At 73.3% G+C, this 14,093-nt stretch carries 17 protein-coding genes; 12 read left to right on the top strand and 5 right to left on the bottom strand.

What is annotated here, in order from left to right; all coding sequences use genetic code 11:
• Positions 1-78: 78 nt before the first annotated feature.
• Complete coding sequence (locus ACZ6R9_RS08355; protein ID WP_344325967.1) at positions 79-360, top strand: type II toxin-antitoxin system Phd/YefM family antitoxin; 282 nt, start codon at positions 79-81, stop codon at positions 358-360.
• A complete protein-coding gene (locus ACZ6R9_RS08350; protein ID WP_350631555.1) occupies positions 357-611 on the top strand; it encodes a Txe/YoeB family addiction module toxin in 255 nt (84 codons plus the stop codon). Before ACZ6R9_RS08355 ends, ACZ6R9_RS08350 begins: the two co-directional genes overlap by 4 nt.
• A gap of 237 nt (positions 612-848) precedes the next feature.
• Here the strand turns inward: ACZ6R9_RS08350 and ACZ6R9_RS08345 are convergent, their stop codons facing one another.
• Positions 849-1,679 (bottom strand): alpha/beta fold hydrolase, encoded by an 831-nt coding sequence (locus ACZ6R9_RS08345; RefSeq protein ID WP_465537216.1) that lies wholly within the window; start codon positions 1,677-1,679, stop codon positions 849-851.
• 122 nt (positions 1,680-1,801) lie between these two features.
• Here ACZ6R9_RS08345 and ACZ6R9_RS08340 point away from each other — a divergent pair, with 122 nt between their 5' ends.
• Positions 1,802-2,239, top strand: a complete 438-nt coding sequence (locus ACZ6R9_RS08340; protein WP_380487821.1) for a MarR family winged helix-turn-helix transcriptional regulator — start codon at positions 1,802-1,804, stop codon at positions 2,237-2,239.
• 22 nt (positions 2,240-2,261) lie between these two features.
• On the opposite strand, the gene ACZ6R9_RS08335 is transcribed toward ACZ6R9_RS08340, so the two are convergent.
• Positions 2,262-2,837 carry a Uma2 family endonuclease gene (locus tag ACZ6R9_RS08335; protein WP_380487747.1) on the bottom strand — a complete coding sequence of 192 codons (576 nt, stop codon included), beginning with the start codon at positions 2,835-2,837 and terminating at the stop codon, positions 2,262-2,264.
• 54 nt (positions 2,838-2,891) lie between these two features.
• On the opposite strand from ACZ6R9_RS08335, the gene ACZ6R9_RS08330 reads away from it, so the two are divergent.
• The 4 genes from ACZ6R9_RS08330 to ACZ6R9_RS08315 all read left to right on the top strand — a co-directional run bounded on the left by ACZ6R9_RS08330 (position 2,892) and on the right by ACZ6R9_RS08315 (position 6,477).
• The gene (locus ACZ6R9_RS08330) at positions 2,892-3,473 is read left to right on the top strand and encodes a TetR/AcrR family transcriptional regulator (RefSeq protein WP_380487749.1); all 582 of its coding nucleotides are present in this window, start codon (positions 2,892-2,894) and stop codon (positions 3,471-3,473) included.
• Positions 3,470-4,813 (top strand): MFS transporter, encoded by a 1,344-nt coding sequence (locus tag ACZ6R9_RS08325; RefSeq protein WP_465537214.1) that lies wholly within the window; start codon positions 3,470-3,472, stop codon positions 4,811-4,813. The genes ACZ6R9_RS08330 and ACZ6R9_RS08325 overlap by 4 nt, the downstream gene beginning before the upstream one ends.
• 564 nt (positions 4,814-5,377) lie before the next feature.
• Complete coding sequence (locus ACZ6R9_RS08320; protein WP_465537213.1) at positions 5,378-5,761, top strand: VOC family protein; 384 nt, start codon at positions 5,378-5,380, stop codon at positions 5,759-5,761.
• Positions 5,758-6,477: an alpha/beta hydrolase gene (locus ACZ6R9_RS08315; RefSeq protein WP_465537211.1), complete on the top strand. Its 720-nt coding sequence runs from the start codon at positions 5,758-5,760 to the stop codon at positions 6,475-6,477. Before ACZ6R9_RS08320 ends, ACZ6R9_RS08315 begins: the two co-directional genes overlap by 4 nt.
• A gap of 540 nt (positions 6,478-7,017) precedes the next feature.
• On the opposite strand, the gene ACZ6R9_RS08310 is transcribed toward ACZ6R9_RS08315, so the two are convergent.
• The 3 genes from ACZ6R9_RS08310 to ACZ6R9_RS08300 all read right to left on the bottom strand — a co-directional run bounded on the left by ACZ6R9_RS08310 (position 7,018) and on the right by ACZ6R9_RS08300 (position 8,871).
• Complete coding sequence (locus ACZ6R9_RS08310) at positions 7,018-7,677, bottom strand: HAD-IA family hydrolase (RefSeq protein WP_465537209.1); 660 nt, start codon at positions 7,675-7,677, stop codon at positions 7,018-7,020.
• 73 nt (positions 7,678-7,750) lie between these two features.
• Positions 7,751-8,200, bottom strand: a complete 450-nt coding sequence (locus ACZ6R9_RS08305; protein WP_465537207.1) for a deaminase — start codon at positions 8,198-8,200, stop codon at positions 7,751-7,753.
• Between the two features lie 83 nt (positions 8,201-8,283).
• On the bottom strand, positions 8,284-8,871 hold the full coding sequence (locus ACZ6R9_RS08300; protein WP_465537205.1) for a pyridoxamine 5'-phosphate oxidase family protein: 588 nt from the start codon (positions 8,869-8,871) through the stop codon (positions 8,284-8,286).
• 84 nt (positions 8,872-8,955) lie between these two features.
• Here ACZ6R9_RS08300 and ACZ6R9_RS08295 point away from each other — a divergent pair, with 84 nt between their 5' ends.
• The 5 genes from ACZ6R9_RS08295 (at position 8,956) to ACZ6R9_RS08275 (ending at position 14,048) form a co-directional block, all read left to right on the top strand.
• Positions 8,956-9,810 (top strand): methyltransferase domain-containing protein, encoded by an 855-nt coding sequence (locus ACZ6R9_RS08295; protein WP_465537203.1) that lies wholly within the window; start codon positions 8,956-8,958, stop codon positions 9,808-9,810.
• Between the two features lie 62 nt (positions 9,811-9,872).
• Positions 9,873-10,055: a hypothetical protein gene (locus ACZ6R9_RS08290; RefSeq protein ID WP_380487762.1), complete on the top strand. Its 183-nt coding sequence runs from the start codon at positions 9,873-9,875 to the stop codon at positions 10,053-10,055.
• Positions 10,056-10,133: 78 nt separating this feature from the next.
• Positions 10,134-10,604: a CYTH domain-containing protein gene (locus tag ACZ6R9_RS08285; RefSeq protein ID WP_465537201.1), complete on the top strand. Its 471-nt coding sequence runs from the start codon at positions 10,134-10,136 to the stop codon at positions 10,602-10,604.
• A 40-nt stretch (positions 10,605-10,644) separates the two neighbouring features.
• A complete protein-coding gene (locus ACZ6R9_RS08280) occupies positions 10,645-11,040 on the top strand; it encodes an NUDIX hydrolase (protein WP_380487765.1) in 396 nt (131 codons plus the stop codon).
• Between the two features lie 215 nt (positions 11,041-11,255).
• Positions 11,256-14,048, top strand: a complete 2,793-nt coding sequence (locus tag ACZ6R9_RS08275) for a SpoIIE family protein phosphatase (RefSeq protein WP_465537199.1) — start codon at positions 11,256-11,258, stop codon at positions 14,046-14,048.
• Positions 14,049-14,093: the final 45 nt, after the last annotated feature.

Below are 14,093 nucleotides of genomic sequence, written 5' to 3'. Positions count from 1 at the left end.
TGGTGCTGACTTCTTCGGCCCGCCGTGCTCGCATGAGTGGTACGTTATGTGGTACCAGCCGTGGAGGGAGTTCAGTCGATGTCGATCACTGCCAGCGAGGCGCGCAAGGCTCTCTTCCCGTTGATCAAGAAGGTCAATGACGATCACGAGGCCATTGAGATCGTCTCCAAGCATGGAAATGCCGTACTCGTCTCGGCCGAGGACTATGCCGCTCTGCGTGAAGGCTCCTACCTGCTGCGCTCGCCGGTGAACGCCCGCCGCTTGCTCAAGGCGTACGAGAACGCCCTTGGCGGCATAGGGCTTTCCGAGCGGGAGCTCATCGACCCTGACGCGGCGGATGGCGAGAAGGGTGCCGCGTGAGGCTCGTCTTCGAGGAGACCGGCTGGGAGGACTACACCTCCTGGCTCAAGAATGACCGCAAGATGCTCGCCCGGATCAACAAGCTCATCGAGGACGTCCTGCGCGACCCCTTCACCGGGATCGGCAAGCCCGAGCCGCTGAAGTATCACTTGCCCGGCGCCTGGTCGCGGCGGATCGATGACGAGCACCGCCTCGTCTACTTGGTGACGGACCGGGAAATCATCGTTCTGGCCGCCCGCTACCACTACTGATGACTGGCTGAGGGTTCGAGTCACCGTGCTGATTCTGTGCTGACTTGGGTCGCCGGGATCGGCGTCTTTGCAGGTCACAGCCTTGTCGTGAGTATTCCGCTTCAACGTCTGAGGTCCCGCCAGGAATGCTGCTCGGCCCGCTCGGTGGCCGAGCAGCATTTTTGGTTGGGCGCCGGTCGGGTCGGCTCGAAGGTTCTGCTCCGCGCGGCGCGACGGTTCCGGGCCGGGGCGATGGCCTCAGGTGGCGTCGGTCTCCCGGAGGAAGTCGACCAGTGCGCGGGTGAACTCCTGCGGGGCCTCCTGTGTCGTGTAGTGGCCGACACCCGGCAGCAGCATGGTGCGGCCGTTCGGGACCGCCCGGATCAGCTCGTCCGCCGTGGCGAGGAGGTTGGGGGCGTCGAGTGCGCCGTTGATCGCGAGGACCGGCACGGTGATCTCCTTGGCGCGCGTGGCGAGGTCCTCGACCGGGACGCGGTGGTCCGGCTCGTCCGGGGTGTGCTTCATGAGGGTGCGCAGCGCCATCTCGCGCACCTGGGCCACGATGGCCGGATCGACCTCGTCGAGGCTGCGTGCGGGGCCGGCGATCCACTGGAGGAAACCGTCGAGATAGCCCGACAGGTCGCCGGCCGCCAGTGCCGCGCCCTGTCGCTCGGCGATCCCGGCGGACCAGGCGTCGGTCAGGTCCGGCTCGCCGAGCCCGCGACCGCTGACCACCAGGGCCCGCACCAGCTCGGGGTGCTCGATCACCGTTTCGACCGCGATCATCGCGCCCATCGACACACCCACCAGCGTGACCTGACGCAGCCCCAGGTGCCGCAGCAGCTCCGCGAGATCGTCCGCGTTCCGGAACGGCCCGCTCGCATTCGCCGACCGGCCGTGTCCTCGAGCGTCCGGCGCAACGACCCGGTAGCCGAGCGCGACCAGGCCGGGAACCAGGTTGTCGAACTGGGTGTGGTCAACGAACACGCTGTGCAGCAGCACCAGGGTCTCGCCTTGGCGCGGACCCTCGTCGCGGTAGGCGAGCAGGCCGTCGGAGGACTGGAAGGTCTCGAACCCGAACTCAATCATGACAACCAAGTTGTCACAGCTCCCCAATAATGGCAACTGGGTTGTCATGTCATAGTGGTGTGGTGACCGATTCCCCCGCCCCGTCCGTTCCGCTGTCCCCCGAAGAGCTGCCGGGGCGCCTCATGGAGGTCTTCGCCCTCGTCGGCCCGCTGTACCGCCGTGTCCAGCGCCGGATCGAGCTGGACGCCGCCCAGGGCCTCTCCGTCGGCGTGCGCGCCGTGCTGGACCTGCTGTGCCAGCACGGACCCATGACGGTGCCGCAGATGGGCCGGGCCCAGTCGCTCAGCCGACAGTTCGTCCAGCGCATGGTGAACGACGCCGCAGCGTCCGGGCTGGTCGAGGCCGTCCCCAACCCGGCCCACGCGCGCTCCTCGCTGATCCGGCTCACCGACGCCGGCCAGGCCGCCATCACGGCCGTGACGGCCCGCGAACACGCGCTGCTGCGCCAGGCCGACGGCGACCTCACCGACGCCGACCTGGCGACCACCGTCCGCGTGCTCGGCCGGATGCTGGAACTGTTCGAGGACGTGGACCTGACCGGCGCGGAACCGCCCTGCTAGCCGGTCCCTTGTGTCGTGTCGGTCAGAGGCCGGCCACGAGTTGTTCGAGGTCGAGGTCGATCGTGAACGGCACCGGGCGCTTGAGCGTGCCCCGGAAGATGCCGGCCGGGGCGTAGGTCCGGGTCGGGACGTCGAGTTCGTAGACGTGCACGGCGGGGTGGCCGTCCTCGTCCTCGATGCGCCAGTAATGCGGGATCCCGGCCTCCGCGTACTTGCGGAGCTTGACGGTGCGGTCGCGGTGGGCGGATTCGGGGGAGACCACTTCGACGGCCAGCGCGACCTCTTCGGGGGCGAGCCAGGTGCGGTCGCGGTCGATCGGAGCGTCGGTCACCAGCAGATCCGGCTCGGGCCGGTTGCGGGAGTCGAGCCTGATGGTCATTTCCCTGCCCACTTTGAACCCCTGCGGGCACTGGCCCATGAGCGCGACGGTGAGCATGGTGACGAGGTGGCCGTGCCACCACCGCTGCGGCGACATCATGAAGACGAGTGCTCCGTCGATGAGTTCGGTGTGCCGAGGCGCCTCGGGGAGGCGGTCGAGATCCTCCGCGAACCAGCCCTCCGCGCGCGGCGGGCGCATCCAGTCGGGCAGTGAGGTCATGCTCCTCAGGGTAGTGGGTAGACACTGTCTGCGCTCCGCTGGTAGACAGTGTCTATGGATGATGAGCGGACGTCCCTGCGTGAGCGCCTGGTGGATGCCGGGGTGGAGTTGGTGCTGGCGGAGGGGTCGGGGGCGGTGGGATTGCGGGAGATCGCGCGGCGGGCGGGGGTGTCGCACGGGGCGCCGCGGCGGTACTTCGCCACCCATCGGGATTTGTTGTCGGCGGTGGCGCGGCGGGGGTTCGAGGAGCTGGGGCGGCGGTTCGCGGGGGTGCGGGCGGAGGGGGCCCGGGGGCGCTTGGAGGGGGTGGCTCGGGAGTACCTGGCGTTCGCGGCGGAGCGGCGCGGGATGTTCGAGCTGATGTTCCGTCACGACCTGCTGAGCAGTGACGGGCGGGAGGCGGACGGGCCGAGGCTGCGGGAGTCGACGGGTCCGCTGTTCGGGGGGATGGTCGGGCTGGTGGCGGAGTGCACGGGGGACGGCGAGCGGGCGCCGGTGGTGGCGGCGGCACTGTGGGCGAACCTGCACGGGCTGGCGCAGTTGCAGGGGTGGGGGAGCGTCGAGTTGATGCTGGGGGCGGGGCGGGAGGACGCGCTGCTGGAGGCCGTCCTGACGGCGCACCTGGGCGCGCGGTGAGCCGGTTCGCGCTGCCGGTGAGCGTCACGGCCGCGATGCTGGTGGCGCTGGACGGCACCGTGCTGCTGATCGCCCAGCCGAGCATGCGACGCGAACTCGGCGCGGACGCGGCCGCGTTGCAGTGGACCAGCACCGGCTACCTGGTCGCGGTCGCCGCCCTGCTGGTGGTGGCCGGCCGGCTCGGCGACCGGTACGGGCACCGGGGAACGCTGCTGGCCGGGGTGCTGGGGTTCGGCGCGGCCTCGGCCGGGATCGCGCTCGCCCCCACCGTGGGCTGGGTGATCGGACTGCGGGTCGCCCAGGGCGCGTTCGGGGCGCTGCTGCAGCCCGAGACGCTCGCGCTGCTGCGACTGTGCTGTCCGCCGGAACGGCTCGGCCGGGCGGTCGCGGTGCGGACGGGCGCGATCGCGCTCGCGGCCGGCGCGGGCCCGCTGCTCGGCGGCGCGCTGGTGGCGCAGTTCGGCTGGCGGGCGGTGTTCTGGATCAACGTGCCGGTCGCCGTCCTGATCGCGGCGATGACGCTCGCACTGCGGCCACCCGAGGTCGAACGGGGCCGCCAGCGGCTCGACCTGGCGGGTGCCGCGCTGCTCGCCGCCACGCTCGCCGTCCTGGTGCACGCCCTCGCAGAGATCCCCGACCGGGGCTGGACGGCCACCGGCACCGTCGTCGAACTGGCCGCCACCGCAGGCCTGTTGGCGGCTCTGCTCGGCCACGAGCGGCGCACCCCCACGCCGGTGGTGCCACGCCCGGTGGCCCGGTCGCGGCCGGTGATCGGCTCGCTGGCGCTGCTCCTGACGTCCTCCGCCGGACTGTTCGGCACCCTGTTCAGCACCACCTTCCGCCTCCAGGACGCGTTGCGCCTCGGCCCGGTGGACACCGCGCTGCGGATGCTGCCGCTGACCGCGCTGATGGTCCTGGGCGCCCCCGCCGCCGAACGGGCGCTGCGCCGGTACGGCCCGCGTCGCACCGCGCTCGGCGGAACGCTGCTGCTGGTGACGGGAATTGCCGCACTGGCCGGCCCGGGCGGCGGCGGGGCGGCGCCCACCGCGACGGCGATGGCCTCGGCGCTACTGGGGGCGGGGTTCGCCGCGGTGATGGTGACGGCCACCGGCAGCGTGGTCGGCGACGCCCCGCCGGGATACGCGGGCGCGGTCGGCGGCCTGAAACAGACCGCCATGAACGTCGGCCCCACCCTGGGCATCGCCACCGCCTCCGGCGCCGGCCCGCACGGCGCCCTCCCGGCCCTGGCCTTGCTCGCCACGATCGGGCTGCTCCCGGCCACCACACTGCCTGCCGCACGGCACCGGCCGGGCAAGGGAGTTGCTGCCGCGGGTGGGTGACGCGCCGGGGTGATGCGGCAGTGCGGTAGGTGTCGGGTTGCGGGGCTCGGTGAGGTCGGCTGCCCTTGGCGTGCTTGCGGTGATTGGGGAGTCGTTGCTCGGGCAGGTGAGGTGCCGGGCCGATGGTGGAGGTGCTGGGGGTAGTGCGGCAGGTCGTCGCCCGGGTATCCGCCAGGCCTGGTTGTGGTGCCGCACTCGCAGTGTCGGGAGTTGCTGTCGCGGGTGGGGGACGCGTCGGGTGGCAGGTGTCAGGTCGTTGCCTGGGGCCTCCGTCCGCCCTGGTCGCTGCGCCGCACTCGCAGTGTTGGGAGTCGGCGTCCGCGGCGGTGACGTGTCGGGGCAGTGGCAGTGCGGCAATTGTCGGGTTCGGCGGTGCAGGCTGCCTGCGGTCTCCCGCCCGCCTGCTGCGCCGCACGTGCCGCGCCGGGGACTTGCTGCCCCTGGGGAGGTGCCAGGCAGAGCATCCGCCGCTTGCGGTGGGGCCGGCCGTCCCTCGCCGCGTCGGTCGTCCGACGCCTGTCGTGTCGGGAAGCCGCTGTCGGTGGCGCGTGACACGCTGGGCCGGTGACGGAAGAGCAGATGGCAGAGCGCCGGGCGGTCGGGGCGCTGAGTTCGACGGTGCTGGACTGCCCGGACCCGGAGCGACTGGCGGCGTTCTACCGCCTGTTGACGGGCTGGGAGGTGACGTACCGCAGCGAGGCGTACGTGTTCATCGGGGACGGCCCGGTGCGGATCGGCTTTCAGCGGGTCGGCGGGTTCCGGCCGCCGGCCTGGCCCTCCGACGGGGCCCGTGCCCATCTCGACTTCACCGTGCCCGAGTTGGCGCCGGCGGTGGCCGAACTGCTGGCGGCGGGCGCGACGAAGCCGGAGCACCAGGCGGGCGGTGACCACTGGGTGACGCTGCTCGACCCGGACGGGCACCCGTTCTGCCTGGCGATCCCCGAATGACGACGGCCGGTACACCCACGCTGGCGGCGGACGGCGAACGCCTGGCCTGCACCGTGGTCGAACCCGCCGTCCCGGCCCGCCCCGGTACGGCGCTGCTGATGCACGGCGCGGGGAACAGCGGCAGGCATCGATGCCTGCCGCTGGCCCGGGAGTTGGCGGCTGCGGGCTGTCGCTCGGTGGTGTTCGACTTCGCGGGGCACGGCGAGAGCACCGGCGAGCTCGGGCAGCTCTCGCTGGCCCGCCGCGCGCGGCAGGCCCGTGCGGTGCTGGAGCGCCACGCGCCGGACGGGCCGCTGCTGCTGGTCGGGTTCTCGATGAGCGGCCAGACCGTCGCCGACCTGCTGGGTGAGCCCGACATCGGCGACCGGGTGCGGGCGATCGCCCTCGGGGCCCCGGCCGCGTACGCCCGCGACGTGCGGGAACTCCCGTTTGCCGCACCGGAGTTCACGGCCACCTTGCGCAGCCCGGGCAGTTGGCGCAGCAGCACGGCGTTCGAGACCTTCGCGGCGTTCGACGGCCGGGCGGTGCTGGTAGTGCCCGAGACGGACGAGGTGATCCCGGCCGAGGTGACCGACGCTCTGGACGCCGCCCTGCGCACCCGTGCCGCGTACACCCGGCTCGTCCTGCCGGGCGCCGATCACATGCTCGGCACCTGGCTGAGCGGCCACCCGGAGCACCGCGCCCAGGTGGCTGCCGCGCTTCTCGGCGACGCCTGAAGGGCTGTTGGGGCAGCCGCACGGCCATCCCGCCGCCGGGGCCTGAACGGCCGTCGGGGCAGCCGCTCGGTCGGCCAATCCGCCACCGAGCGGGTCGGCACAGGCCTGAGCGACCACCGGAGCACCGCGCCCAGGTGGCCACCGCGTCCCTTGCCGACGCCTGAACGGCCGTCGCGCCCAGCCGTACGGCCGGTCCGCCCCGCCGACGCCTGGACGGTCGCAGGGGAGGACACATGGTCGGCCCGCCGCTGCCTGGTTGGGCGTCAGGGAGGCCGTACTGCCGGCGGGCCGCCGCCTGAACGGCCGCCAGGGAGGTCGCACGGCCAGCCCGTCGACCACATGCTCGGCACCTGGCTGAGCGGCCACCCGGAGTGCCGCGTCCAAGTGGTTGCCGCGTTCCTTGCCGATGCCCGAGCGTCCGCCAGAGCAGCCCCGCGACAGTCCGCCGACGTCTGAACGGCCGCCCGGCCAGGCCGCCCAGCGCCTGAGTGCCCGTCAAAGACGGCCGCCCGGCCAGCCCGCCCAGCGCCCGAGCGCTTGTCAGGGCAGTCGTACGACCAGTTCGCCGCCGGTCGGGGCGGCTGTGATGGTGACGCCGGTGAGGTCGTCCACCCAGTGGTCAGGCCGGTGGGCGGCGGCGCGGGGGCCGATGCCGAGGACGGGCATGCCGGCGGCGCGGGCGGCGGTGATGCCGGCCTCGGAGTCTTCCAGGACGAGGCATTCGGCGGGGGCGACGCCGAGTTCGGCGGCGGCCTTCAGGAAGCCTTCGGGGTCGGGCTTGCTGGCGCCGACATGTTCGGCGGTGATCATCAGCGGTGGCAGCGGGACGCCGGCGGCGGCCATCCGGACCCGGGCGAGGCGGTCGTCGGCGGAGGTGACCAGGGCGTGCGGCAGTCCGGCCAGCGACTCCAGCAGCCGTCGGGCGCCCGGGACTTCGACCACGCCGTCGGTGTCGGCGGTCTCCTCGGCGAGCATCTGCCGGTTCTCCGCGAGGTTCTGTTCCATCGGGCGGTCGGGCAGCAGCAGCGCCATGGTCAGGTGGCCCTGCCGGCCGTGGACGGTCTTCATCGCCTCGTCCGCGTCGAGCCCGTTCCGTTCCGCCCAGCGGCGCCAGCAGCGTTCGACCACGGCGTCGGAGTTGACCAGGGTGCCGTCCATGTCGAGCAGGACGGCCCGGACCGGCGGGGTGAGGACGGGCATCGGGGCTCCTCGGGGGCCTCGGGCGAGTGTTTGTTCCGCAATCCTACAAAACTAGCGCCGAGGGCTGCCGGGCTCACCCCAGCAGGTGCGCGTTGACCGCCCGGGCCTCCTCGGCCAGCTCCGGCAGCTCCACCACCTCGATGCCCGCCCCGGCGAGCACGGCGCTGCCCCGGCCCTCGGAGACGAACAGCGCGGGCTCCAGCCAGGCCACCACCACCCGCGGCACCCCGGCTGCGACGATCAACTCGGCGCACGGGTGCGGCCGGGAGGCCCGCTGCCCGCACGGCTCCAAGGTGCTGTACATGGTGGCGGTGCGCAGTCGCGGATCGCCGGGCGCGAGCTTGCCGAGCGCGGCCTCCTCGGCGTGGTTCACCGCGTCGACCTCTCGGCTGAAGCCCTCGGCCAGCACCTCGCCGTCCGCTCCGACGATCACCGCGCCCACCGAGAACGCCGTGCGGGACGGCGGGCAGCGCCGGGACAGCTCGATCGCGCGGCGCAGCCACTCCTGGTCGGAGGTGGTCATGGGGGACTCCTTCAGTACGGGACGGCGCCCCCCACGGTACGGGCCGCGACGGTACGGGCCGCGACGGTACGGCCCGCGACGCTTCAGCCGGCGGGGCGCGGCGGCAGCGGGAGCGGCAGCGCGGGCAGGCCGTCGATGCTGACGGCGACGTGGTCCTTGCCCTCGCAGTAGGCGCTGAAGTTCTCCTCGCCCTTGCGGGTGAAGTACTGCTCGTGCAGGCCTCGTTCGGAGCGGTAGTCCATGAACGGGACGGCGTACCCGCAGGAGTCGCTCACCAGCTCCGCCCGCACCAGGACGATCGCGCGCAGCCCGACGCCGTCCGCGGACGGGTCGAAGTGCCCGAGCAACTTGGCGAACCGCGGGTCGTCCCGGAACACCGGCTCGCCCCGGCCGTGCACCCGCAGCACCGTCGGCGGACCGTCGAAGGCGCACCACATCAGCGTGATCCGGCCGTTCTCCCGCAGGTGGGCGATGGTTTCGGCGTGCGAACCGCCGAAGTCCAGGTAGGCGAGGGTGAGTTCGTTGAGGACGGCGAGGGTGCCGGCGCGGCCCTTGGGGGAGAGGTTGACGTGTCCGTCGCCGGAGAGCGGGGCGGTGGCCACGAAGAACACGGGCTGCCTGTCGATGAACGCGCGCAGCCGGTCGTCGATGCGTTCGTAGGTCTTTCCCATACCGGTGATTCTGCGCCCGGCCCGGCCCGGCGGGCGAGGAGATTTCGCAGTCGTCTCGTAGTGCGAGACGAGATTGTCCGGCCCATGGAACATTTTCCTATCCTGGGAGGCGCCTTCGAGGAGAGGGGAACCAACGTGGCCGGCTACACCCACGGGCACCACGCCGCCGTCCTGCGCTCGCACCGCACCCGCACCGCCGCCAACTCCGCGGCCTACCTGCTGCCCGAACTGCGGCCCGGGCAGCGGCTGTTGGACGTCGGCTGCGGGCCCGGCACGATCACCGCCGACCTCGCCGCCCGGCTCGGCCCGACCGGCCGGGTGATCGGCATCGACCCGTCCGCCGAGGTGCTCGCCCAGGCCGCCGCGTCGGCCGCCGAACGCGGCCTGGAGCAGCTGACCTTCGAGGTCGCCGACGTGTACCGGCTCCCGTACGCCGACGCCTCGTTCGACGTGGTGCACGCCCACCAGGTGCTCCAGCACCTCGCCGACCCGGTCGCCGCGCTGCGCGAGATGCGCCGGGTCGCCGCCCCCGGCGGGGTGATCGCGGTGCGCGACGCCGACTACGCCGCGATGGCCTGGTACCCCCAACTGCCCGAACTGGACGACTGGTTGGCGCTCTACCGAAAGACCGCCCGGGCCAGTGGCGGCGAACCCGACGCCGGTCGCCGCCTGCTGTCCTGGGCGCACGCCGCCGGGCTGACCGACGTCCGGCCGTCCTCCAGCACCTGGACGTACGCCACCGGGGCCGAACGTGCCTGGTGGTCGGAGAGCTGGGCCGAGCGGACGGTGCACTCCAACACCGCCGCCACCGCCCTGGCCGAGGGCCTCGCCACCGCCGCCGACCTGGACCGGATCGCCGCCGGCTGGCTTCGCTGGGCCGACCGCCCGGATGCCTGGTTCGCCGTTCTGCACGGCGAACTCCTCGTGCGCGTAAGCTAGTTGGCCCCATCGGCCCGGTCCGGCCCGCCCCCCATCGGGCCGGACCGCTACCGTGTGACGCCATGGGGAACCCGGATCGCACGCCCGCCATGCACCGCGTCATGCGGCAGGACGACAACGGCAATCGCTTCCTGCTCGCCCGCGGACTCACCCGCCCCGCCGCCGAGGCCCTGGCCGCCGAGTTCGAGGCCCGCGGCCACAAGCAGCTCTACTGGGTCGAAGCCGAGGAGGACCGCGCCCCGTAGGTCCGGTTCGGATCGCTCGCGGGCGCGTAGCGTGGCGGCAGGCGGGGGAGCGGGAATGCCGAGCGAGGAGGACCTCAGATGGCGGTGGAGATCGAGCGCAAGTTCCTGGTCCCGGACGGTGAAACCGTCCCCGAGGGGCGGGAGTTCGAAGTCCGGCAGGGGTACCTGGTGATCGGCCCGGAGGGGGCCGAGGCCCGGGTCCGCGACCAGGGCGGGGCGTGCTCGCTGACGGTCAAGCGCGGCACCGGACTGGTCCGCGGCGAGTGGGAGACCCCGCTCACCGCCGAGCAGTTCGAGGCACTGTGGCCCGCCACCGAGCAGGCCCGGGTCGCCAAGACCCGCCGGCTGGTGCAGCTCGGCCGGTACGAGGCCGTGGTCGACACCTTCCACGGCCGGCTGGCCGGACTGCGCACCGTCGAGGTCGAGTTCACCGACCAGCAGGACGCCGCCGCCTTCACCCCGCCGCCCTGGTTCGGAGCCGAGGTCACCGACCGCCCCGACCTGAAGAATCAGCACCTCGCCACCGCCGCCGCCCCGCCCCTGACATAGGGTCGGGAGCCGACGAGCGGTACGAGCGGCAAGGGCGGCAATGGCAGAGCTGATCGACACGGTGGCGTGGGTCCGGCTGGAGGGCGGCCGGATCCTCTGCGCGCGCCCCCGCGGCAAGGACGTCTTCTACATCCCCGGCGGCAAGCGCGAGGGAGACGAGACCGACCTGCAGACGCTGACCCGCGAGGTCGCCGAGGAACTCACCGTCGCCATCCGCCCCGACACCGTCACCCACGCCGGTACCTACGAGGCCGACGCCCATCCGGGCGGCCCCACCGTCCGGATGGCCTGCTACCGCGCCGAGTACACCGGCACCCTCGCCGCCAGCAGCGAGATCGAGGACGTCGAGTGGTTCGGCTATGCCGACCGCGACCGCGTCCCCCCGGTCGACCAGTTGCTCTTCGACGACCTGCACCGCGACGGCCACCTGCACTGAGCACGGGAGATCCCGGCCGCGCAAGGAAATGCCCGTTCTGTACGCCAATCGGACAGACGACCCGTATGCCGGGATAGCTGGGCGTTTCCCTGGGTATGGCAGTGTTCGGCTTGATTCGTCACGATCAGTGAGCCGCGCACGGCGCGACGTGGCGACGGCCCACGCCCCGGCGGCCCGTCGGCAGCGTGTTCCAGCGACGGCCGGAGGCCCCGTAGGTGGCGAAGCCGGGTGACGGCGGGGAAGAGCCCGAGGCGTCGGGCCTGCCCCCGCGCGGGCCGCGGCGGCCGAGCGGCTCCGCGCGGCCCAAGGGCACCGGCCGGTCCGGCGGAGCGGCCGCCCGGGCCCGTCTGCGCCGCCACCCCGGCCACGACCAGCCGGCGCCGCCCCCCGGGCCGTCCGCCGGACCGGCCGGCCCCGGGTCGTCGGCCCAGGGCGCCGGATCGTCCCGCGGCCGCCCCATCCGGGCGTTCCCCGGGGGGCCCGGCCCGCACCCGGCCGCGCGCCCCGACACCGCGCCGACCACGCTGCACCCCAGCCGCCGCACCGAGGGCGGCAGCCTGCTGGACGTGGTGCGGGTGGCGATCGTCATCCTGGACACCGCGGGCCGGGTGGTGCTGTGGAGCCCCACCGCCGAGGAGATGCTCGGCTGGCCCAGCGAGGTACTGGTCGGCCGGTCGATCGAGGAACTGCTCGCCGACCCGGAGGACCAGCAGCGGGCCAGGGCCGCCCTCCAGGAGACGCTTCGCCACGGCTCCTGGCACGGCTTCACCGGCATCAGCGACCGCGACGGCGTGCCGGTCGAGGTGGAGGTCCGGCTGTCGCTGCTGGTGGACGGCGACGGCGCCCCGTACGTGCAGGCCGCGCTCACCGAGGCCGCCGCGCTGCGCGCCGTCGAACGCGACCTCGCGGTCCGCGACGCGCTGTTCGAACAGTCCCCGCTGGGCATCGCCGTGCTGGACACCGACCTGCGCTACACCGCCGTCAACCGCACGCTGGCCGAGATGAACGGCCTGCCCGCCGAGGCACACATCGGCCGCACCGCCGGCGAGACCCTGCCGGAGCGCTCCACCGACGAGATCACCGCGCTGCAGCGCCAGGTGCTGGCCACCGGCGAGCCCGTCATCGACGTCACGCTGGCCGCGCCGAACAGCGGCCGGGGCGGCTACCGGTCGATCTCGTTCAGCCGGATGACCGACCGGGCCGGCCGGGTGCTCGGCATCTCCGGCACCGCGATGGACGTCACCGAGCGCTACCGGGCAGTGGCCAAGGTGGAGGGCGCCCGGCGGCGGCTGTCGCTGCTCAACGAGTTCGGCTCCCGGGTCGGCGACCTGCTGAACGCCTCGATGATCGCCCAGGAACTGGCCGGCGCGGTGGTCCCGCGGCTGGCCGACTACGCCGCGGTGATCCTGCTGCAGGCCGTCGCGCACGGTGACGACCTGCCCCGGCACGGCCACGACCGGCGCACCTCGCTGCTCCAGCTCGGCGTGGCCGGCGTCCAGGACGGCCCGGCGGTGGAGACCATGCTCCGGCACAGCGCCCGGATCACCTTCGAGGACGACTCGGTGTTCGGCCGGGTGCTGCGCCGCGGCGTCCCCGAACTGCTCACCGGCGCCGAACTGGAGGCGCTGTCCTTCCCCGGCGACCCCAAGGTGGAGGCCGCCCGCGACCTCGGCATCCACTCCCGCCTGGTGGTGCCGCTGCGGGCCCGCGGCATCGTGATCGGCCTGCTGGTGGTCAGCCGGGCCGGCTACCGCGAGGGCTTCGACCGCGACGACCTGGCCTTCACCGTCGAACTCGCCGACCGGGCCGGCAGCTCGCTGGACAACGCCCGCCTGTACGCCCGCGAGCGGACGGCCGCGCTCACCCTGCAGCGCACCCTGCTGCCCCAGCAGGTGCCGCAGCCGGCCGGCGTCGAGGTGGCCTACCGGTACGTGCCCGGCTCCAGCGGCACCGAGGTCGGCGGCGACTGGTTCGACGTCATCCCGCTGCCCGGCGACCGCACCGCGCTGGTGGTCGGCGACGTGATGGGCCACGGCCTGCGGGCCGCCGCCACGATGGGCCGGCTGCGCACCGCGGTGCGGGTGCTGGCCGCCCTCGACCTGGCGCCCGAGGTGGTCCTGCGGCACGTCCACGAGCTCGCCGACGACCTCGCCCAGGGCCCCGACGAGGCCCTGCTCGCCACCTGCGTCTACGCGGTGTTCGACCCCGCGCGGCGCAACCTGACCGTCACCAAGGCCGGCCACATCCCGCCGGTCCTGGTGGTGCCCGGCGCCGACGCCGAGCCGGCCCGCTCCGGCGGCCCGCTGCCCGGCGGCGCCGGCCAGGTGCTCGACCTGCCCTCCGGTGCGCCGCTCGGCGTCGGCGGGGTGCCGTTCGAGTCCATCGAGATGGAGATCCCCGACGGCAGCCTGCTCGCCCTGTGCACGGACGGGCTGGTGGAGTCCCGGGACAAGGATCTGGACGTGGGACTCGGGAGGTTGATCAGCGTGCTCGAACAGCCGTACGCCTCGATCCAGCAGGCGTGCGAGGCCGTCCTCGACACCATGGAGCAGGGCCGCGAGCCCGACGACGTGGCGCTGCTGCTGGCCCGGCTGGGCCGGGAACGGGACGACGCCCCCACCGCCGGCTGGACACTGCCGGCCGAGCCGACCGCGGTCTCCCGGGCCCGCCGGCTGGTGCGCCACACGCTCGCCGACTGGGGCGTCGAAGCCCTCACCGACACCGCCGAACTGCTGGTCAGCGAACTGGTCACGAACGCCGTCCGGTACGCCAGCGCCCCGATCGGGGTCCGCCTCACCCTCGGCGAGCTGCTGCTGGTGGAGATCTCCGACCCGCTGCCCGACCCGCCCCGGGAACGGCACGCGAGCGCCGGCGACGAGGGCGGGCGCGGCCTCGAACTGGTCCGCCGGCTCGCCCTGCGCTGGGGCACCAGGGCGGAGGGGCTGGGCAAGGTCGTCTGGTTCGAACTGGCAGACTCGGACGTTCAACCACCCGAGTCGATGTTGTGACGTTGAAGGGCGTGTGCGCCCACGCCCGGATGATGAATACTCGGA

It is taken from the genome of Kitasatospora sp. NPDC048662 (assembly GCF_055587065.1).
The sequence above is the reverse complement of the archived record's forward strand: the minus strand, read 5'-3'. Positions and strand labels throughout refer to the sequence as shown.